Source organism: Halomonas sp. SL18_1, assembly GCF_055755715.1.
On sequence record NZ_JBVTRK010000001.1, the window covers coordinates 2,329,366 to 2,348,960 of the forward strand.

The 19,595-nt window shown below is 67.4% G+C and carries 20 protein-coding genes and 4 pseudogenes; 16 read left to right on the forward strand and 8 right to left on the reverse strand.

Annotated features, from left to right (window positions below; all coding sequences use genetic code 11):
* Positions 1 to 33: 33 nt before the first annotated feature.
* Together ACSJDS_RS11845 and ACSJDS_RS11850 are read right to left on the reverse strand one after the other, a co-directional pair.
* A complete protein-coding gene (locus tag ACSJDS_RS11845) occupies positions 34 to 360 on the reverse strand; it encodes a Rossmann-fold NAD(P)-binding domain-containing protein (RefSeq protein ID WP_473033453.1) in 327 nt (108 codons plus the stop codon).
* Positions 330 to 1,073 (reverse strand): Glu/Leu/Phe/Val dehydrogenase dimerization domain-containing protein, encoded by a 744-nt coding sequence (locus ACSJDS_RS11850; RefSeq protein ID WP_473033454.1) that lies wholly within the window; start codon positions 1,071 to 1,073, stop codon positions 330 to 332. The genes ACSJDS_RS11845 and ACSJDS_RS11850 overlap by 31 nt, the downstream gene beginning before the upstream one ends.
* A 192-nt stretch (positions 1,074 to 1,265) precedes the next feature.
* On the opposite strand from ACSJDS_RS11850, the gene ACSJDS_RS11855 reads away from it, so the two are divergent.
* Positions 1,266 to 1,538: an acylphosphatase gene (locus ACSJDS_RS11855; protein WP_473033455.1), complete on the forward strand. Its 273-nt coding sequence runs from the start codon at positions 1,266 to 1,268 to the stop codon at positions 1,536 to 1,538.
* A 25-nt stretch (positions 1,539 to 1,563) separates the two neighbouring features.
* Here ACSJDS_RS11855 and ACSJDS_RS11860 read toward each other — a convergent pair whose 3' ends face one another.
* From ACSJDS_RS11860 to ACSJDS_RS11870, 3 genes and pseudogenes are all read right to left on the reverse strand, one after another.
* Positions 1,564 to 2,505 carry a nucleoside hydrolase gene (locus ACSJDS_RS11860; protein ID WP_473033456.1) on the reverse strand — a complete coding sequence of 314 codons (942 nt, stop codon included), beginning with the start codon at positions 2,503 to 2,505 and terminating at the stop codon, positions 1,564 to 1,566.
* 31 nt (positions 2,506 to 2,536) lie between these two features.
* Positions 2,537 to 3,442 (reverse strand): ribokinase, encoded by a 906-nt coding sequence (locus ACSJDS_RS11865; protein WP_473033457.1) that lies wholly within the window; start codon positions 3,440 to 3,442, stop codon positions 2,537 to 2,539.
* 315 nt (positions 3,443 to 3,757) lie between these two features.
* A pseudogene (locus ACSJDS_RS11870) lies at positions 3,758 to 4,680 on the reverse strand (D-2-hydroxyacid dehydrogenase).
* 153 nt (positions 4,681 to 4,833) lie between these two features.
* On the opposite strand from ACSJDS_RS11870, the gene ACSJDS_RS11875 reads away from it, so the two are divergent.
* The 8 genes from ACSJDS_RS11875 (at position 4,834) to tolR (ending at position 11,005) form a co-directional block, all read left to right on the forward strand.
* Complete coding sequence (locus ACSJDS_RS11875; protein WP_473033458.1) at positions 4,834 to 5,112, forward strand: FmdB family zinc ribbon protein; 279 nt, start codon at positions 4,834 to 4,836, stop codon at positions 5,110 to 5,112.
* A 51-nt stretch (positions 5,113 to 5,163) separates the two neighbouring features.
* Positions 5,164 to 6,945: an aspartate--tRNA ligase gene (gene aspS, locus ACSJDS_RS11880; protein WP_473033459.1), complete on the forward strand. Its 1,782-nt coding sequence runs from the start codon at positions 5,164 to 5,166 to the stop codon at positions 6,943 to 6,945.
* A gap of 129 nt (positions 6,946 to 7,074) precedes the next feature.
* Positions 7,075 to 7,617 (forward strand): crossover junction endodeoxyribonuclease RuvC, encoded by a 543-nt coding sequence (ruvC, locus tag ACSJDS_RS11885; protein ID WP_473033460.1) that lies wholly within the window; start codon positions 7,075 to 7,077, stop codon positions 7,615 to 7,617.
* Between the two features lie 143 nt (positions 7,618 to 7,760).
* Positions 7,761 to 8,375, forward strand: coding sequence for a Holliday junction branch migration protein RuvA (gene ruvA, locus ACSJDS_RS11890; RefSeq protein WP_473033461.1), 615 nt, complete (start codon positions 7,761 to 7,763; stop codon positions 8,373 to 8,375).
* Between the two features lie 38 nt (positions 8,376 to 8,413).
* Complete coding sequence (gene ruvB / locus ACSJDS_RS11895) at positions 8,414 to 9,451, forward strand: Holliday junction branch migration DNA helicase RuvB (protein WP_473033462.1); 1,038 nt, start codon at positions 8,414 to 8,416, stop codon at positions 9,449 to 9,451.
* The gene (gene ybgC / locus ACSJDS_RS11900; RefSeq protein WP_473033464.1) at positions 9,448 to 9,843 is read left to right on the forward strand and encodes a tol-pal system-associated acyl-CoA thioesterase; all 396 of its coding nucleotides are present in this window, start codon (positions 9,448 to 9,450) and stop codon (positions 9,841 to 9,843) included. Before ruvB ends, ybgC begins: the two co-directional genes overlap by 4 nt.
* A gap of 23 nt (positions 9,844 to 9,866) precedes the next feature.
* Positions 9,867 to 10,556: a protein TolQ gene (gene tolQ / locus ACSJDS_RS11905; protein ID WP_473033465.1), complete on the forward strand. Its 690-nt coding sequence runs from the start codon at positions 9,867 to 9,869 to the stop codon at positions 10,554 to 10,556.
* A gap of 11 nt (positions 10,557 to 10,567) precedes the next feature.
* A complete protein-coding gene (gene tolR / locus ACSJDS_RS11910; protein WP_473033466.1) occupies positions 10,568 to 11,005 on the forward strand; it encodes a protein TolR in 438 nt (145 codons plus the stop codon).
* Positions 11,006 to 11,071: 66 nt separating this feature from the next.
* On the opposite strand, the gene ACSJDS_RS11915 is transcribed toward tolR, so the two are convergent.
* The gene (locus ACSJDS_RS11915; RefSeq protein WP_473033467.1) at positions 11,072 to 11,557 is read right to left on the reverse strand and encodes a hypothetical protein; all 486 of its coding nucleotides are present in this window, start codon (positions 11,555 to 11,557) and stop codon (positions 11,072 to 11,074) included.
* A gap of 518 nt (positions 11,558 to 12,075) precedes the next feature.
* Between ACSJDS_RS11915 and ACSJDS_RS11920 the strand changes: the two are divergent.
* The 5 genes and pseudogenes from ACSJDS_RS11920 to ACSJDS_RS11940 form a co-directional block, all read left to right on the forward strand.
* Positions 12,076 to 12,141 (forward strand): annotated as a pseudogene (locus ACSJDS_RS11920) (hypothetical protein); the annotation flags it as partial.
* Positions 12,142 to 12,268: 127 nt separating this feature from the next.
* The gene (gene tolB / locus ACSJDS_RS11925; protein ID WP_473033468.1) at positions 12,269 to 13,558 is read left to right on the forward strand and encodes a Tol-Pal system beta propeller repeat protein TolB; all 1,290 of its coding nucleotides are present in this window, start codon (positions 12,269 to 12,271) and stop codon (positions 13,556 to 13,558) included.
* 44 nt (positions 13,559 to 13,602) lie between these two features.
* Complete coding sequence (gene pal / locus ACSJDS_RS11930; RefSeq protein ID WP_473033469.1) at positions 13,603 to 14,142, forward strand: peptidoglycan-associated lipoprotein Pal; 540 nt, start codon at positions 13,603 to 13,605, stop codon at positions 14,140 to 14,142.
* Positions 14,143 to 14,177: 35 nt separating this feature from the next.
* On the forward strand, positions 14,178 to 14,948 hold the full coding sequence (ybgF, locus tag ACSJDS_RS11935; RefSeq protein ID WP_473033470.1) for a tol-pal system protein YbgF: 771 nt from the start codon (positions 14,178 to 14,180) through the stop codon (positions 14,946 to 14,948).
* A gap of 26 nt (positions 14,949 to 14,974) precedes the next feature.
* Positions 14,975 to 15,733, forward strand: coding sequence for a YciK family oxidoreductase (locus ACSJDS_RS11940; RefSeq protein WP_473033471.1), 759 nt, complete (start codon positions 14,975 to 14,977; stop codon positions 15,731 to 15,733).
* 17 nt (positions 15,734 to 15,750) lie between these two features.
* Here the strand turns inward: ACSJDS_RS11940 and ACSJDS_RS11945 are convergent, their stop codons facing one another.
* Positions 15,751 to 16,413 carry an HAD-IA family hydrolase gene (locus tag ACSJDS_RS11945; RefSeq protein ID WP_473033472.1) on the reverse strand — a complete coding sequence of 221 codons (663 nt, stop codon included), beginning with the start codon at positions 16,411 to 16,413 and terminating at the stop codon, positions 15,751 to 15,753.
* On the reverse strand, positions 16,413 to 17,093 hold the full coding sequence (gene ubiG, locus ACSJDS_RS11950) for a bifunctional 2-polyprenyl-6-hydroxyphenol methylase/3-demethylubiquinol 3-O-methyltransferase UbiG (protein ID WP_473033473.1): 681 nt from the start codon (positions 17,091 to 17,093) through the stop codon (positions 16,413 to 16,415). Before ubiG ends, ACSJDS_RS11945 begins: the two co-directional genes overlap by 1 nt.
* Before the next feature lie 234 nt (positions 17,094 to 17,327).
* Here ubiG and galU point away from each other — a divergent pair.
* A pseudogene (gene galU / locus ACSJDS_RS11955) lies at positions 17,328 to 18,217 on the forward strand (UTP--glucose-1-phosphate uridylyltransferase GalU).
* 5 nt (positions 18,218 to 18,222) lie between these two features.
* A pseudogene (locus ACSJDS_RS11960) lies at positions 18,223 to 19,534 on the forward strand (UDP binding domain-containing protein).
* Positions 19,535 to 19,595 lie beyond the last annotated feature (61 nt).

The window sequence follows — 19,595 nt, forward strand, 5'->3', positions numbered from 1 at the left end:
CGGCGCCTGCCGCCCGAAGGTGCGAGTGCGGGATCAGCCCGCCAGGCGTTCGCGTGCCAGCTGGTCGGCGATCACCGCCGGGCTGGTCCCCTCGGCGATGGCGCGAACGAAGATCTCGTCCAGGGTGTCGGCGATCCGCTCCACGTGGGCCATCACGGCGTCGCGGGAGTAATCCTCGCGACGCTGCCACTCCACCTCGATGACCCCGCCCGCGTTGGCGACGTAGTCCGGCGCATAGAGAATGCCGCGGTCATGCAGCTGCTCGGCGACCTCCGGGGTGGCCAGCTGATTGTTGGCCGCCCCGCAGACCACGCCGGCCTTCAGTCGGTCTACCACTGAGGGGGTGAGGACCGCCCCCATGGCGCAGGGGCGAAGACATCCACCTCGGCGTCGATGATCGCCTCTGGAGCAGTGATCTCGGCGCCAAGCTCTTCGGCCAGCGCCCCGAGGGCGTCGCGGTCGATGTCGGTCAGCACCAGGCGGGCGCCGGCGGCATGCAGCTGGCGGGCCAGATAGGCGCCGACGTGGCCAACGCCCTGGACGGCGACGCGCAGGCCATCCAGATCATCTCGCTTCAGTCCATGACGTACAGCGCTGCGCAGGGCGCAGAAGACGCCGTGGGCGGTATAAGGGGAGGGGTCGCCGGATTCGCCGGGGCGGCGGCCCAGGCCGCTGACGTGGTCGGTGGCCTCGTGGATGAAGCGCATGTCCGCTTCGCTGGTGCCGGAATCCTCGGCGGTGATGTAGCGACCGCCTAGCGAGTCGACCAGTCGGCCCATGGCGCGCAGCAGCTCGGGGGTCTTGTCGCGGCGCGGGTCGGCGATGATCACCGCCTTGCCGCCCCCCAGCGGCAGGTCGGCCAGGGCCGACTTGTAGGTCATGCCGCGGGACAGGCGCAGCACGTCGGTGAGGGCCTCGGCTTCGCTGGCGTACGGGAAAATGCGCAGGCCGCCCAGTGAGGGGCCGCGTCGGGTATCGTGAATGGCGATGATGGCGCGCAGACCGCTCGCCTCGTCGCTGCCGAATACGATCTGCTCATGGTGATCGAATTCGGGGTGGTCGAAGACCAGCATGGCGTGTCTCCCTTGTGAGGACGCTTGTTGTTGTGCCCGATCAGGGCGTTGGTGGGCGGCCGTTGCTTGTGGCGGTGACGCGCCCTACTGTTCAGGTTAGAGCATTCCGCATGCCACGGGAACCCTGGGCAGGGGGCGCCCGGGGGCTGGGGCCGGGAGCGATGTGCCATGGAGACATTGGAGGGAGAGACAATGAGCAAGCGCTGCGTGAAGGCATTGGTGGTGGGCAAGGTGCAGGGAGTCTGGTACCGCCGGGCCGTACAGGAGCAGGCCTTGCAGCACGGGGTCACCGGGCATGCCAAGAACTTGCCCGACGGCCGGGTGGAGGTGCTGCTCTGCGGGGATGGCCAGGCGGTCAATCAGGTGGCGGCCTGGCTCTGGCAGGGACCGCCGAACGCCCGGGTCACCCACGTGGAGCTCGAGTCGATCGAGCCCCGGGACCCGGATAACTTCGTTACGCTGTGAGGCGTCCTAAGCGAGACGCCCACGGCTAGCCGAGGGTGTCGGCGATCCACTCCACCACGGCGGGGCCGTCCGCCTCGAGGCAGGCCTCCACCACCGGGGTGCGCGCCCAGCGCGATTCGATGAAGGCGCGTCCTTCGGGGGCAAAGACGGTCTGTCCCTCGGCGTCACCCTCGGTCGCCACCGTCAGGTGGCCGGGAGCCGTGGTGAAGAGATCGGGACGCAGCAGCCAGGCCAGGGCGCAGCTGTCGTGGGGGCAGCAGCCGTCGATGCCCAGGAAATCGCGATAGAAGTCCCGGTAAAAGGCATAGCTGCCGGCCAGCACCTCACCGAGAGCGCCCTGGGCCTTGGCGATGCGCGTCATGTGGGCGGGCCCCAGCACGCAGCGGTGCGTGACATCCAGCCCCACCAGGGTTAGCGGCCAGCCGGCGGTGAGCACCCGCGCCGCGGCGTGGGGGTCGTTGAACATGTTGGCCTCGGCCACCGGCGTCACGTTGCCGCCTTCCCGGATCGAGCCGCCCATTACCACCACTCGCTTGACCTTCTCGACCAGCTGCGGATCGAGCTGCAGTGCCGCGGCCAGATTGCCCACCGGTCCGACGCTGACCAGGGTCACCTCGCCGGGCCTAGCATTGACGGTATCGACGATGAACTGCGGTGCGCTGCGCGGATCGGGCGAGCCCGTGACCGCCGGCAGGGCGATGTTGCCGAGCCCGTTGTCGCCATGAATATGGGCGGGCGCCGGATGCCTGGGTTTGACCATAGGAACGGCGGCGCCCTGGGCCACCGGCACCGCTCGCTCCGCGAGCTGGCACAGCAGCAGGGCGTTGTGGGTGGCGGTTTCTACGTCGACGTTGCCGAAAGTGGTGGTCAGGCCCAGCAGCTCGATCTCCGGGTGGCGCAGGGCGATGGCGATGGCCTGGGCGTCGTCCACGCCGGGGTCGGTATCGAAGAGAATCGGATGAGACACGTTGGCTCCTTGAAGTGGCTCAGAAGGGAGGTCAGGCCGACAGGCCGTCGCGCAGGGCGTCATCGACGGCGTCGCGGGTTGGTATGCTCTCGGCGGCGCCTGCTTGCTGTACGCCGAGCGCCGCGGCCATGGCGGCGCGCTCCAGGCAGGCGGACATCGAGCCGCCGGCCTGCAAGGTGGCCAGGAAGTAGCCGATGAAGGTGTCGCCCGCTCCGGTGGTGTCGACGGGGCGCACCGGGATGGCCGGCTGATAGCAGCGCTCGGTGCCTGCCTGGTACCAAGCGCCTTCGCCGCCCAGGGTCAACACCGTGGCGGTATCGGGCAGCCGCTGGCCGAGCCGGGTCAGCAGTACCTCGGCGTCGGCCGCCTCGTCGACATCTGCCAGCCGTGCGGCCTCGACGCGATTGACGAACAGCAGGCGGCAGGCCTCGAGCGGCAGCGCCTGGACGGCATCGGTCATCGGCGCCGGGTTGAAGGCGATGTTTAGCCCGCGATGGCGGGCGTGCGCCATCAGCTCGGACAGGCCGTTGCATTCGTTCTGCGCCAGCAGCCACTCGCCGGGATTCGTCGCTTCGACCCACTGGGCGAGGAGGGCGGGATCGAAGCCGTGGTTGGCGCCGGGGTGCAGGATGATGGCGTTCTCGCCGCGGTCATCGACCTGAATGATGGCGTGGCCGCTGGGCTCGTCCACCAGCTCCAGGTGAGAGACATCCACGCCGGCCCCGGCTAGGGTTTCTCTTGCCCAGGCGTCCTGGCGGCCCAGGCGGCCCCAGTGGGTGACGCTTCCACCCGCCAGCGCCATGGCCAGCGACTGGTTGGCCCCCTTGCCGCCCAGCCCCACACGGTAATCGCGGCTGGTCAAGGTCTCGCCGGGGTGCACCAGATGCGGCACCCGGTAGACATGGTCTAGGTTGATGGACCCGAAGTTGTAGAACATGGTCGGCCCTGCGGTGAGCGAAACAGTGCCCTGAGTATCGAAGCGTCGGCCGTGAGCTGCAACCTTGCCGATATTTATACCGTTATCTTTTACTACAATATAACAAGCCCGAACGACCCGTTCCTCGAGCTGGGGGCGCCTCCAGTCACCTAGGCGCCCTGGCGGAGGCTACCGGCGTTGGCATTGAACGCCAGCTCAGGCAACGCCGCCGGGAGGCTGCGCCTCCAGTCGCGACCTGAAGGTGCTCCTACATTAGAGAGCTTCGTCTGTATGAGCGCTCGGTTCGGCGCCCCGACTTTGCATCGCGACTGGCGATTAGTCGCTTAGATTGTCGGCGGTAAGGTCCACGATACGCTGTCGCGCTTCCGGGGTGATCCAGGCGTTGTGCGGTGTGACGATAAGGTTGAGTGACTCGTACAGCGCATCGAGCAGGGCGTGGCCGTCCCGGGGCGGCTCTACCGGCAGGACATCGACGCCGAGACCGCCTAAGCGGCCCTCGCGCAGCGCGGCCAATGCCGCCGATTCGTCGATGATGCCGCCGCGGGCGCAGTTGATCAGCAGTGCGCCGGGCTTGACGCTGGCCAGCAAGGAGGCGTCGACCAGGTGGTGGGTGGCATCGCTCAGCGGACAGTGCAGGCTGATGACATCGGCCTGGGGGCCAGCTCCGCCAGGGAGGGGCGCGGGTCGGCGGCCTCGTTTCCCGGGCGTGCCGCAAAGCTTATCGCCATGCCGAAGGCCTCGGCCAGTCGGCCCACCCGGGAGCCGAGCTCGCCCTGGCCGACGATGACCAGGTGCTTGCCCTCGAGCTGCAGTGTGGCGTGATCCATCAAGCAGAAGAAGGGGCTCTGGTTCCAGCGTCCCGAGGCCACGTCACGCTGATAGAGTGGCAGTCGATTGGCCAGGGCCAGCATCAGCATCAGGGTATGCTGGGCGACGCTGGCGGTACCGTAGGCGGTGACATTGCGCACCCTGATGCCGAGTCGCTCGGCGGCCGTCATGTCAATGTTATTGGTTCCGGTTGCCAGCACGCAGATGAGCCGCAGCTGAGGCAGCGCTTCCAGGGTGGCGGCGTCCAGCACCACCTTGTTGACGATGGCGACCTCGGCATCGGCCAGGCGCTCGGCCACCTGGGCGGTGGTGCTGTGCTGGTGGACCTCCAGGTCATCCACCCGATGGCGGATTGGCGAGAGGTCGATCTGGTTGCCGAGGCTGGCGGCGTCGAGAATCACGGCTTTCATGGGGAATCCTTCTAGGTGACGGTGCAGCCGGACTGGGACAGGTCGTGCCAGGCAGGTATAATACTTGGCTTTTGCGGCAGGCTTGGAATCCGCGTCGGCCGGCCCTATATCGCTGCAGGTAATGTGCCGTCGAATTCAGGAGTGAGTAGAACCATGCCCATCTACGAGTATCAGTGCAAGGCCTGCGGCCATCGTCTGGAAAAGTTGCAGAAGATCAGCGCCGCCCCTCTGACCGACTGTCCCGCCTGTCAAGCCAGCGAACTCCAGCGGCTGGTTTCCGCCGCAGGCTTCCGCCTGGCCGGCGGCGGCTGGTACGAGACCGACTTCAAGTCCGGCAGCAAGAAGAATCTTGCCGGCGATTCATCAAGCGACGCCAAGAGCGCCTCCAAGGACAGCAAAGCGTCGCCCAAGAAAGATGGCGCGGCGGCCTGAGGGCCGCCCGTCGTAGCACCCTACGATCAACGCAACAGAACAGGATACGACATGCGCAGCCATTATTGCGGCCAGCTGAACGAGACCCTGGTGGACCAGACGGTCACCCTGTGCGGCTGGGTACACCGTCGCCGTGACCATGGGGGCGTGATCTTCCTCGATATGCGCGATCGCGATGGCATCGCCCAGGTCGTGGTCGATCCCGACACCGCCGAGGCCTTCGCCAACGCCGACCGCGCCCGCAGCGAATACGTACTGCGCATCCAGGGCCGTGTACGGCTGCGCCCGGAAGGCACCCAGAACCCCAACATGCCCACCGGCATGATCGAGGTATTGGCCAAGGAGGTGGAGGTCCTCAATACCGCCGCCACGCCGCCGTTTCAGCTCGATGAGCATGGCAAGGTGGGTGAGGAGGTACGGCTCGAGTACCGCTACATCGACCTGCGTCGCCCCGAGATGATCGACAAGCTGCGCCTGCGTTCGCGGATCTCCCACAGCGTTCGCGCCTTCCTCGAAGGGCAGGGCTTCCTGGACATCGAGACCCCGGTGCTCACCCGCGCCACCCCCGAGGGTGCCCGCGACTACCTGGTGCCGAGCCGCACCCATGCCGGCAGCTTCTTCGCCCTGCCGCAGTCGCCCCAGCTGTTCAAGCAGCTGCTGATGGTGGCAGGCTTCGATCGCTACTATCAGATCGCCAAGTGCTTCCGCGACGAGGACCTGCGCGCCGACCGCCAGCCCGAATTCACCCAGATCGACCTGGAGGCTTCCTTCGTCTCCGAGGACGACATCATGGGCGTCACCGAGGCGATGATTCGCCAGCTGTTCCAGGAAGTGCTGCAGGTGGCGCTGCCCGACTTCCCGCGCATGACCTATGCCGAGGCCATGGCGCGCTTCGGCTCCGACAAGCCCGACCTACGCATTCCGCTCGAGCTGACCGACGTCGACGACCTGATGCAGCAGGTGGATTTCAAGGTGTTTTCCGGCCCCGCCAGCGCCGAGGATGGCCGCGTGGCCGCCCTGCGCGTGCCCGGCGGCGCCAAGCTCTCGCGCAAGGAGATCGACGAGTACACCAAGTTTGTCGGCATCTACGGCGCCAAGGGCCTGGCCTGGATCAAGGTCAATGAGCGTGCCAAGGGGCTCGAGGGCCTGCAGTCGCCCATCGTCAAGTTCATGGAGAACGTGGTCGAGGCGCTGCTCGACCGGGTGGGGGCTGAGGATGGCGACATCATCTTCTTCGGCGCCGACAAGGCGCGCATCGTCAACGAGGCGATCGGTGCGCTGCGCGTCAAGCTGGGCGAGGATCTCGACCTCTATACCCAGGCGTGGGCCCCGCTCTGGGTGGTGGACTTCCCGATGTTCGAGGATGACGACAAGGGCGGCCTGACGCCCCTGCATCACCCCTTCACGGCGCCGTCCTGCTCGCCGGAGGCGCTGCGCGATAACCCGGCCGCCGCACTCTCCCGCGCCTATGACATGGTCATCAACGGTACCGAGCTGGGCGGCGGGTCGATTCGTATCCACGACCAGGCCATGCAGCGCACGGTGTTCGAGATCCTCGGCATCGGCGAGGAGGAGGCGCGCGAGAAGTTCGGCTTCCTGCTCGATGCCCTGCAGTACGGCGCGCCGCCCCACGGCGGTTTGGCCTTCGGCCTCGACCGCCTGGTGATGCTGATGGCCGGTGCCCGCACCATCCGCGAAGTCATCGCCTTCCCCAAGACCCAGAGCGCCGGCTGCCTGATGACCGACGCCCCAGGGGAGGTCAGCCAGGATCAGCTCCGCGAGCTCAATATCCGCCTGCGCCAGAAGGTCAAGGTGGAAGAGCCCCAGACGTAAGCGCCGCCATAGCCTGAAGCACGACACCGGCGCCCCAAGGGCGCCGGTGTCGTATGCTGGAGACATCTCGATCTCTGCCGAGGAGAATCCCATGCCACCGCGTCTCCGGGCCATCGTGGCCTGCCTGCCATGCTGATTCTGGGGATCGACCCCGGCTCGCGTATCACCGGGTACGGGGTGCTGGACGTGTCGCGTCCCGCGCCGCGCTACGTGACCTGCGGCTGCATCCGTATCGACGTGGCCCAGCCGGTGGCCCAGCGCCTGGCCCAGGTCTACGCCGGCATCAGTGAGCTGGTGGCGGTGCACGGGCCGGGCGAGTTCGCCATCGAGCAGGTGTTCATGTCGAAGAACGCCGACTCGGCGCTCAAACTCGGCCAGGCCCGCGGGGCGGCCATCGTCTGCGCGGCCAATCACGGTCTGGCGGTCAGCGAGTATGGGCCGCGCCAGATCAAGCAGGCGGTGACCGGCAGCGGCGGCGCCGACAAGGCCCAGGTGCAGCATATGGTGGCCGCCATCCTGGGGCTGTCCGGCACGCCCCAGGCGGATGCCGCCGACGCCCTGGCGATTGCGCTGACCCACGCCCACGCCCGTCTCGGGCTGCTCACCACGGGCAGTTTTGGCGGCCATCGAGCCCGGCGGAAGGGGGCCTCGTGGCGGGATTTCCGGCCATGACAGCGTCGCCTTTTGGCAACGCCTTGCGATTGTCGAACAGCGTTTTATGGCAGGCTGGTCAGCCGCCCAAGCGACCAGTATAGTGGCCCATGATGGCACGGTGGCGTTGGCCGCCGTTCACCCTGGCAGGATTGATAAGCCCCATGATTGGACGCCTGCGTGGCACCCTTCTCGACAAGCAACCCCCCTGGCTGGTGGTAGACGTGGCCGGCGTCGGTTACGAACTGGAAGCCTCCATGACGACCCTGGTGGCCCTGCCGGGCAACGGGGAGAGCGTGTCGCTGTATACCCACCTCAGCGTGCGCGACGACGCCCACTTGCTCTACGGCTTTGCCCGGGAGCAGGAGCGGGCACTGTTTCGTGCCCTGATCAAGGTCAACGGTATCGGCCCCAAGCTGGCCCTGGCGATTCTGTCGGGGATGGACGAGGACGCCTTCATCCGCTGCGTGATGGATGATGACGTCAAGTCGTTGACGCGCCTGCCGGGGGTGGGCAAGAAGACCGCCGAGCGGCTGATCATCGAGATGCGCGACCGCTTTCCCCACTGGGAGGCCAGCCAGGGCGCGGTGGGCCTGGATCGGCCGGTCGCGCCCGGCGATCAGACGGCGTCGGGGAATGCCCTGGCCGATGCCGAGGCGGCCCTGGTCAGCCTGGGCTACAAGCCGGCCGAAGCGACTCGGATGCTCTCCGGCCTGGACGAGACGCTGGCCACCGAGGCGTTGATCAAGGCGGCGCTGACGCGTCGGCTGGCGGGTTGAGCGGGGAGGGGCCCTAAACGTGGAGGCGAGTTGCCGGGATGCTTGAGACCGACCGATTGATCGCCGCCGATGAGCGGGAGGGCGAAACGGGCGTCGATTACGCCATTCGCCCCAAGCGGCTGGCCGAGTACATCGGTCAGCCCCGCGTGCGCGAGCAGCTGGACATCTTCATCAGCGCGGCCCGCGGACGCGACGAGAGCCTCGACCATACCCTGGTGTTCGGCCCGCCGGGGCTTGGCAAGACCACGCTGGCCAACATCATCGCCGCCGAGATGGACGTGGGGCTCAAGTCCACCTCCGGCCCGGTGCTGGAGCGCGCCGGGGATCTCGCCGCCATGCTCACCAACCTGCAGCCTGGCGATGTGCTGTTCATCGACGAGATTCATCGCCTCTCCCCGGTGGTGGAGGAGATCCTCTATCCGGCCATGGAGGACTTCCAGCTCGATATCGTGATCGGCGAGGGGCCGGCGGCACGGTCGATCAAGCTCGACCTGCCGCGCTTCACGCTGGTCGGCGCGACAACCCGGGCCGGCCTGCTGACCTCGCCGCTGCGCGATCGCTTCGGCATCGTACAGCGCCTGGAATTCTACGGCATCGATGATCTGACCGAGATCGTGTCGCGCTCCGCCGGGCTTTTGGGGGTCGCGACCGACCGGGCAGGCGCGCTGGAGGTGGCGCGCCGCTCCCGGGGCACCCCGCGTATCGCCAATCGCCTGCTGCGCCGGGTGCGCGACTACGCCGAGGTGCGCGCTGGCGGGCGCATCGATGCCGAGGTGGCCGACCAGGCGCTCAACATGCTCCACGTCGATCATCACGGGCTCGACCATATGGATCGACGCCTGCTGTTGGCGATGATCGAGAAGTTCGACGGGGGGCCGGTGGGCGTCGACTCGCTGTCGGCGGCCATCGGCGAGGAGCGCGACACCATCGAGGATGTGATCGAGCCCTACCTGATTCAGCAGGGGCTGATGATGCGGACGGCCCGGGGCCGGGTCGTCACCCGTCAGGCCTGGCAGCACTTCGGCCTGGCGCCCCATGACCAGGCCCAGGATGCCAGCGGCGAGGTGCGGCCGTGAGCGAGTTCCGTCTACCGGTGCGCGTTTACATCGAAGATACCGACGCCGGTGGCATCGTTTATTACGTCAACTATCTCAAATACATGGAGCGGGCTCGCAGCGAGTGGCTGCGCAGCCACGGCATCACCCAGCGCGAGCTGTTCGATGCCGGCATTCAGCTGGTGGTCCATCGGCTGGAGTGCCGCTACGCCAGGCCTGCCCGCCTGGATGATGGCCTGGAGGTCAGTGCCGCCATTCAGTCCCATGGCCGCTGTCGCCTGAGCTTTGCACAGACGGTGCGGCGAGGCGGGGAACCCTTGTGCGATGCCAGGGTCGACATCGCCTGTCTGGATGCTGCCCGCCTCAGGCCCACGCCATGGCCGCCGGCGCTCGCCGCGGTCCTTACCGGTTAACTGCAAGATTGACGAGGATGCCCGTGAACGACTCCATGTCCATTCCCCACCTGATCATGAGCGCCAGCACCGTGGTGCAGCTGGTCATGCTGATCCTGGTGATCGGTTCGATTCTCTCCTGGGTAGTGATCTTTCAGCGCACCTTCGTGATGCGCCGCGCGCGGCATACCCATCAGGCCTTCGAGGAACGCTTCTGGTCCGGCGTCGACCTCAACGAGCTGTATCGGGAGACGCCCGCCGAGCAGGAGACCCAGGGCGCCGAGCATGTCTTTCGCGCCGGCTTTCGTGAGTTCAACCGCCTGTTGACCAAGACCAAGAGTCCCGAGGCGATCCTCGACGGCGTCCAGCGCAGCATGCGGGTGGCCTGGTCACGGGAGGAGGATCGCCTCACCCTGCACCTGGTATTCCTGGCCACGGTGGCATCCGCCAGCCCCTATATCGGCCTGTTCGGTACCGTCTGGGGCATCATGGGGTCTTTCCAGTCGCTCTCCATGGCGCAGCAGGCCACCCTGGCCACGGTGGCGCCATGGATCGCCGAGGCGTTGATCGCCACCGCCATGGGACTGTTTGCGGCGATTCCGGCGGTGATCTTCTATAACCGTCTCTCCGCCGAGTCGGGCCGGCTGCTGGGCAAATACGAAGATTTCGCCGAGGAGTTCCACTCCATCCTGCACCGCAACCTGCAGGGTCGCAGCGAAGCCGGCGCCGCCTGAGGGAGTCGCACATGAACGGACCTTTCAATCGCGGCGGACGGCGCAAGCCGATGGGCGAGATCAATGTCGTGCCCTTCATCGACGTCATGCTGGTACTGCTGGTGATCTTCATGATCACCGCGCCGATGCTCACCCAAGGGGTCCAGGTGGATCTTCCCCAGGTGACCTCCGAGCCCATGGATGCCCAGGAAGATAACGAACCCATCGTGGTCTCGGTGGACCGCGAGGGTGGCTACTACCTGCAGCTGGGCGGCGATGAAACCCGCGTCGATCTCGATGAGCTCGCCGAGCGGGTGATCATTCTGCTGGATCGACAGCCGGGCACGCCGGTGATGGTCCGCGGCGACCGCAGCGTGCCCTACGGTGAGGTCGTGACCCTGATGAGTACCCTGCAGGTGTCTGGCGTGGCCAATGTCGGGCTGATTTCCGAGCCTCCCCCGCGTGACTGAGGAGCGAGCAGACGGCATGGTGCGACAGCAGCGGCAGGGACACTCTCGGGATGATCGGCCGGTCGGCTACGGCCTGCCTACGGTGCTGGCAGTGGGCTTGCATCTGGTGGTGGTGGTGCTCAGCGTGGTTACCCTTCCCCAGCGCGAGCCGGAACACCAGACGAGCTCATCGTCCAGGCCACCCTGGTCAGCACCGAGACCACCACCGACCAGGCCCAGCGCGCCGAGGAGGCCCGTGCAAGGGCCGCGGCACGCCAGGCGGAGGAGGCGGAGGCCGACGCCGAGCGCGAGGCCGAACAGGCCGCCGCGGAAGCGGCGCAGCGCGAGGCCGAACAAGAGGCCGCCCGGGAAGCGGAGGCGCTTGCACGTGAAGAGGCGCGCCAGGCCGCCGAGGCCGAGGCGGCGCGACGCGCCGAGGAGGCCGAGCGACAGGCCGAGCTGCGTGAGCAGCAGGAGGCAGAGCGTGAGCGCCAGCGGGAAGCGGCCGCCGAGGCCGAACGGCAGCGACAGCTCGAGGCGCAGCAACGAGCGGAGGAGGAGGCCGAGCGCCAACGGCAGGCCGAGGAAGAGGCTCGCCGTCAGCAGGAGGCCGAGGAGCGCCGCCGCGCCGAGGAGGAGGCCGAACGCCAGCGGCAGGCCGAGGAAGAGGCCCGCCGTCAGCAGGAGGCCGAGGAGCGCCGCCGCGCCGAGGAGGAGGCCGAACGCCAGCGGCAGGCCGAGGAAGAGGCCCGCCGTCAGCAGGAGGCCGAGGAGCGCCGCCGCGCCGAGGAGGAGGCCGAACGCCAGCGTCAGGCCGAGGAAGAAGCCCGCCGCCAGCGCGAAGCCGAAGAGCGTCGCCGCGCCGAGGAGGAGGCCGAGCGTCGCCGTCAGGCGGAGGAGGAGGCCCGGCGTGCGGCCGAGGCCGCCAGCCAGGGCCTCGACCGTGCCATCGAAGGGGAGTCCGAGGCGGTGGCCAATGCCCGCCAGGCCCAGGAGGCGGCCAACAGTTTCATCAACCTGGTGCGGCGTGCCGTGGAGCAGGCCTGGGTGATTCCCCGGGGGCCGGCGGTGGACTGGAATCCACCGTGCAGGTGCAGCTTGGGCCCTCAGGCGAACTGTTTGGCGCTAGCATTACTCAGAGTAGCGGGGACAGCGCTTTCGACCGTTCGGCCCTTCAAGCCGTGGAGGCCGCCGCCCCGTTCGGGGAACTGCGCCAGCTACCTGCCGCGGCGCAACGTGACTTCCGACAATTCAACCTGCGATTCAGACCGGGGATGTACGCTGATGAGAGCCCTGATGACCGCCTGGTTCGGCGCCATGCTGCTGATGTTTGGCACCCTGGCCCATGCCAATCTGACCATCGAGATTACCCGCGGCAGCGACCGCGCCACGCCCATTGCCGTGGTGCCCTTTGCCGAGGACGGGGAGAGTCTGCCCGAGGACGTCGCGCGCGTGATCAGCGACAACCTGGAACGCAGCGGCTACTTCGAGCCACTGCCGCGAAGCGCCATGTTCGACCGGCCGGCGACCGGCGATGACGTCAGCTTCGGTGAGTGGCGCGCCCTGGACGTGCGCTATCTGGTGGTAGGGCGCGTCGCTCGCGAGGGGGACGGCTATCGGATTCGCTATGAGCTGATGGACGTTAGCGGCGCCCGTCGCATGCTGGGCGAGACGGTGACAGCGAGCAGCGGTGAGCTGCGTGGCGGGGCGCACTACATCAGTGACCAGATCTTCGAGGCGATTACCGGCATTCGCGGCGCCTTCGCCACGCGTATTGCCTACGTCACGGCCCAGGGGGTCGGTGACGACATGCAGTTCGGCCTCTATGTCGCCGATGCCGACGGCCGCAACAGCCAGCAGGTGCTCAGCTCCCGTGAGCCCATCCTCTCGCCCGCCTGGTCACCCGACGGTCGCAAGCTGGCCTACGTCTCCTTCGAGACCGAGCGTCCGGCCATCTACATCCAGGAGTTGGCCACTGGCCAGCGGGTGCGGGCGACCTCCTTCGAGGGAATCAACGGGGCGCCGGCCTGGTCGCCCGACGGCCGCAAGCTGGCCATGTCGCTCTCCAAGGACGGCCAGCCGGAGATCTACGTGATGGATGTCGGCGCACGCAGCGTCGAACGCATTACCAACAGCTCCAGCATCGATACCGAGCCGGCCTGGTCCCCGGACGGCCGCAGCCTGCTGTTTACCTCCGATCGCAGCGGTGGTCCTCAGCTCTATCGCCACGACCTGAGCGGTGGCCAGGTCGAGCGCTTGACCTTTACCGGCAACTATAACGCTCGGGGGCGCTTCTCACCGGACGGCGAGGCGATCTTCTTGATCCACCGCTCGAGCAACGGCTACCAGGTGGCGCGCCAGGACCTGGAGTCGGGGCGCCTGGTAGTACTCAGCGAATCGCGCTGGGACGAATCTCCCAGTGTTGCGCCCAACGGGACCATGGTAATCTTCGCCACCCAGGCAGGAAACAGCGGGGTGCTGAGTGCCGTATCGGCCGACGGGCGTTCCTCTTACCGGCTACCCTCGGCACAGGGTGATGTGCGCGAACCCGCCTGGTCGCCGTTCTTAAACTAATGCTCGATGAACCCTGTCATTCGAATCCTTCAAGGAGTTTGACGATGCTATTCAAGTCGCATGCCAGAACCCTGGCCATCGCCCTGTCGCTGGCGGTCGTGGCCGGCTGTTCCAGCACCGGCGGAACACAGGACGGGACCGTGGATCGTGCCCGTGACGGCGCTGCGGGGACCGGCGTGGCCGGCACCGGCCAGGTGAGCGGTACCGGCGTGGGCACCAACGGCGCGCGTGCCGGCCAGCAGGCCGACGGCCGCATCCCGGAAGTGCGCACCATCTACTTCGACTTCGACCGTGACAACATTCGCTCCGAGTTCGAGTCGGTGCTGATTGCCCATGCCCGCTATCTGCGCTCCAACCCCAATGCGCGTGTCGTGCTCCAGGGGCATACCGACGAGCGTGGCACCCGCGAGTACAACATGGCACTGGGCGAGCGCCGGGCGCGTTCCGTCGAGCGCTTCCTGGGCGTGCAAGGCGTTTCGCCCTCGCAGCTGGAAATCGTCAGCTACGGTGAGGAGCGCCCGGCCGTTCGCGGTCACAATGACGAGGCCTATGCCCAGAATCGTCGGGTGGTCTTCGCCTACTGAGGAAACGGGCGCAGCCTGCGCCGATGGAGACATGCATGAGACACGGTCTGAAAGGGCTGTGCGGCGCGGGAGCCCTGGTGCTCCCGCTGCTCGTAGTGAGCCCGACAATGGCGCAGCAGCGCCCGATAGTGGAAGACCTCACGGCCCAGTCGCGCAGCTTCCTCGACCATACGGAAGTGCGCGAGGAGGCCGGAGGCAGCCTGGTGATCTTCAACCAGGTCCAGGAGCATCAGCGCGAGATTCAGCAGCTGCGTGGCGAGATCGAGGAGCTGCGCCACCAGCTCCAGCAGCTACGCAACCAGACCCGCCAGCAGTATCTGGATCTCGATGAGCGCCTGATGGCCGGCAGTGCCGGCATCGAGGCGGCGCCCGAGGTGGATGCCGACGCCGCCCGCCAGGTCGCCGAGGCTCCGTCTCCCAGCGGCGTAAGCGCCGATGCCCAGGCGGCCTACCAGGCGGCCTTTGCGCGGGTCCAGGCCCGGGAGTTCGAGGCGGCGATCAATGCCTTCGAGACCTTCGTGGTCGAACACCCCGACAACAGCCTGACGGCCAACGGCCACTACTGGCTCGGCGAGCTGCACTCGGCGCAGGGCGATCTGGAGCAGGCGGAATCGGCCTTCCAGCGGGTCATCGAGGAGTATCCGCAAAGCAGCAAGGTGCCCGACGCCCTTTACAAGCTGGGCCTGGTCAAGGCGCGCCAGGGGGAGCCGGACACCAGTCGTGCCCTGCTGGAGCGGGTCCGCGAGGACTTCCCTGACAGCAGTGCCGCCAGCCTTGCCAACGACTTTCTTCGCCAGTCCCTGTGAGGCTGGCCACCGACCAAGGAGCCACCATGAGCTGCAAGATCGACTACCAGGCACCGGCCGATCTGCTGAAGGACCGCATCATTCTCGTCACCGGCGCCGGTGACGGAATCGGCCGGGCCGCTGCCCTGGCCTTTGCCGGCTGTGGTGCCACCGTGATCCTGCTAGGGCGCACCACCAGTAAGCTGGACAAGGTCTACGATGAAATCGAGGCGGCCGGCGGGCCGCAGCCGGCTATCGTGCCGCTCAACTTCGAGGGGGCGACCCTGAAGGACTACCATGACATGGCCGAGACCCTGGACAAGGAGTTCGGGCGGCTCGACGGTATCCTGCACAACGCCGGCCTGCTGGGCCGTATCACCCCCTTCGAGCAGTACAATCCGGAGCTGTGGGAGCAGGTGATGCAGGTCAACCTCAACGGTCCGGTGTGGATGACTCAGGCGCTGCTGCCGCTGCTGGAGGCGTCCAAGGATGCCTCGGTGGTCTTTACCTCGTCCAGCGTCGGGCGCAAGGGGCGTGCCTACTGGGGAGCCTATGCCGTCTCCAAGTTCGCCACCGAAGGCTTCATGGAAGTGCTTGCCGACGAGGTCGAGCATCGCGGCATGATTCGTGTCAACAGCCTGAATCCCGGCGCGACGCGCACCCGCATGCGGGCCACCGCCTATCCAGGTGAAGATCCCGATAGCCTGCCGACGCCCGAATCGATCATGCCCACCTACCTGTGGTTGATGGGGCCCGACAGCCGCCGGCATAACGGCGAGCGCTTCGACGCCCAGCCGCCGAAGTGACGAGAGCCTACGCCACCTTAGAGGTCACTGCCCAGTAGGGCCTCAACCAGCGCCTCGCCGGTATCGAACCAGCGGTCCGCCGGCCAGCCGCGATAGTCCTCGCCCTCCTCGATATAGCCGTAACCTACCGCAATAGCAGCCATCCCGGCGGCGCGAGCCGCCTGGATGTCGCGCAGGTGGTCACCGATGTACCAGCACGCGCCGGCCTCTACCCCCAGCTGGCGGGCCGCGGCCCAAAGCGGTTCCGGCGCCGGTTTCTTGACCGGCAGGTCATCGGCGCAGAGCAGGGCGCCGGGGGTCATGCCCAGCGCTTCAATCAGCGGTGCGGCAAAGGCACGCGGCTTGTTGGTGACGATTCCCCAGGGCCGTTGCTGCGCCTCCCAGTGAGTCAGCAGACCTTCCAGCGGCGAGAATATCCGGCTCTCGGCGGCCACGGCTTGGCCGTAGGCCTCGAGGAGATACTGCCTGGCATCGGCATGCCCCGGGTGGGTGACATCCAGGCCCAGGGCCAGCGCCACCAAGGCGCTGCCACCGTTGGAGACCTGGGCGCGGATTACCGGGTAGGGCAGCGGGTCCAGCCCGTGGTGGTGGCGCAGCGCGTTGGTGGCGCGAGCCAGGTCGGGCGCGGTGTCGACCAGGGTGCCATCGAGGTCGAAGAGCAGGGCCCGGGGGTGCTCCATTACTGCGGCTCCCGGCGGCAGTGCATCAGATAGTTGACCGAGACGTCGTGTGCCGATAGCCGGTAGCGGCGTGTCAAAGGATTGTAGACCAGTCCGTTCTGCTCATGCACCGCTAACCCCGCCTCGCGGCACCAGCCGGCCAGCTCCGAGGGGCGAATGAACTTGCGGTAGTCATGGGTGCCCCGGGGCAACATATTGAGCAGGTATTCGGCGCCAAGGATCGCCAGGGCATAGGCCTTGGGGTTGCGATTGAGCGTGGAGAAGAAGACATGGCCGCCGGGTTTTACCAGGGTCGCGCAGGCGCGAATCACCGAGCCTGGATCGGGGACATGCTCGAGCATCTCCAGGCAGGTGACCACGTCGTACTCGCCGGGATGGGCGTCGGCCATCTCCTCGGCGCTGGCCTGCCGGTAATCCACCTCTACGCCGCTTTCCTGGGCGTGCAGGCGCGCTACGCCCAGCGGCGCCTCGCCCATGTCGATGCCGGTCACCCGGGCGCCGCGATGGGCCATGGCCTCGGCGAGAATGCCGCCGCCGCAGCCGACGTCGATCACCTGGCGACCGGCCAGGCCGCAGCGGGCATCGATGAAATCCAGGCGCAGCGGGTTGATGTCGTGGAGGGGCTTGAACTCGCTTTGCGGATCCCACCAGCGTCCGGCCAGCGCCTCGAACTTCGCCACTTCGGCCCGGTCGACATTGTGGCGGTGGGGGAAGCACCATCCTGGAGGGTTGCGCTCATCTGATCTCTCCGTGTAAGGGGCGGCGCACGTGGCATCAACCGGCGCCTTCGGTATCATGGTGCCCATTCTACCCGTAGCCGCCGCCGCTTTCCCATGCCCGAGCGCACCCTGGCCCGGACACCATGCCCGCGGCGGCCGCATTCAACCGCCGTTTATCCCGACAAGGAAGGCGTCATGATTCGTAAGGCCGTTCTCCCCGTGGCCGGCTTCGGCACTCGCTGCTTGCCGGCATCGAAGGCAATTCCCAAGGAGATGATCACCATCGTCGACCGCCCGGTGATCCAATACGTGGTGGAAGAAGCGGTGGCGGCCGGGATTCGCGATATCGTGCTGGTGACCCATGCCAGCAAGAGCGCCATCGAGAACCACTTCGACACGCACTACGAGCTCGAGGCCAGCCTGGAGGCGAAGGGCAAGCAGGCGCTGCTCGAGGAGCTCAGCGCCATCGTGCCCGACGACGTCAACATCATCAGCGTGCGGCAGGCACAGCCGCTTGGCCTGGGGCATGCGGTGCTCTGCGCGCGTCCGGTGGTGGGCGACAGCGAGCCGTTTGCGGTGCTGCTCCCCGACGTGCTGGTGGCTGGCGAAGCGGGCGCCTCCAACGATCTGGCACGCATGATCGAAGCCTATGAGACGCGTGGCTGTGCGCAGCTGATGGTGGAGGAGGTGCCCTGGGAGCGAGTCGACAGCTACGGTATCGTGGCCCCCAAGGGCGCAGCGCCCGGCCCCGGCGAAGGCTGCCCCCTGGCCGGGTCGTCGAGAAACCGTCGCGCGACCGGGCACCCTCCAACCTGGCGGTGATCGGCCGCTACGTACTGCCCGGACGGATCTTTGCCCTGCTGGCCGACACCCCACCGGGTGCCGGCAACGAGATCCAGCTCACCGATGCCATCGACTCTCTGCGCCAGAGTGACGGCGTCGACGCCTGGCGGATGCACGGCACGACCTACGATTGCGGCCATCCCCTGGGCTATCTAGAGGCGATCCTCGCCTACGGTCGTCGACATCCCCGCCTCGGGGAAGGGGTTCGCGAACTGATCGACCGTTACGGCCGGATGGAGTGAGCGCCATGCGCGTGGAAATTCATGGCAGTGAGCTGGCGGCAGCAACGGCGGCCGCCGCGCTCTCCTGGGTGGGGCATCGGGTGCACTGGGTGCCCCATGTCGACATGCCCTGGTCATCGCTGGTTGAGGCCGACTGGCTGCAGCGCGAGCCCGAGCTCATGGCTCGACTGGCAGAGGGGCGGCAGCAGGGGGCGCTGACGCTGGAGGGCAGTGGCGACCGACGCGAACCGGGGCGAGTCGAGATCCTGTGGCTTGCCCTCTCGCCCGAGCAGCGCACCGAGGCGGGCGAGCGGGTCGCCTCCGCTGCCGCGGCCCATGATGGCCCGCTGGTGCTGGTCAACAACTCGACGTTTCCGGTCGGTGAGACCGAGCGGCTCGAAGCCTGCCTGAACGGTGCCGAGCGTCGTGCGGTGACGCTGGTCGACATGCTCGAGGAGGGGCGCGCCTGGCAGACCTTCACGCGACCCTCGCGCTGGTTGCTGGGCTGCGACGACGGCCGCGCCGAGGCCCAGGTGCGCGAGCTGTTGCGCGCCTTCAACCGCCGTCGCGACGCCTTTCAGCGCATGCCCCGACGCGCTGCCGAACTCACCAAGCTGGCCACCATCGGGATGCTGGCAACCCGGATCAGCTACATGAACGAGATCGCCGGCCTCGCCGACACCCTCGGCGTCGACGTGGAGTACGTGCGCCAGGGCATGGGGGCCGATTCGCGAATCGGCTACGAGTATCTCTATCCAGGCTGCGGTTTCGGCGGGCCCCACTTCTCTCGCGACCTGATGCGCCTGGCCGACGTCCAGGAGGCCAGCGGCCGCCACTCGGCACTGCTCGAGCAGGTGCTCGACATCAACGAGCAAAAAGGAGACCCTGTTCCGCAAGCTCTGGGCGCACTTCAGGGGCCGCCTCGAGGGCCGGACCCTGGCGATCTGGGGCGCCGCCTTCAAGCCGGGCTCCGCGCGCATCGACCATGCGCCGGTCTTGACCCTGCTTCGGGCGCTGTGGGCACAGGGCGTGCACGTTCGGCTGCATGACCCGGCCGCGACCCCGTCGCTGCGGGCCGAGCTTGGTGACCACCCGCTGCTGGAGCTGTTCGATGGCGACCCCTATGCCGCCAGTGAGGGGGCCGATGCCCTCATGCTGGTCACCGAGTGGAAACACTACTGGAACCCGGACTGGGCGCGCCTGGCCGGCCAGCTTCGCGAACGACTGCTGCTCGATGGCCGCAATATCTATGACCCGGACCATGTGGCGAGCTGGGGACTGACCTACCGCGGTATCGGACGCCGAGCCGATGCCGGCACACGAGACGCATCGCGTTGAGACGATGGCGTGCGTCTCGCGGGGCCGCCCGCCTACAATGGGCAAGCGCCTGCCGCCCATG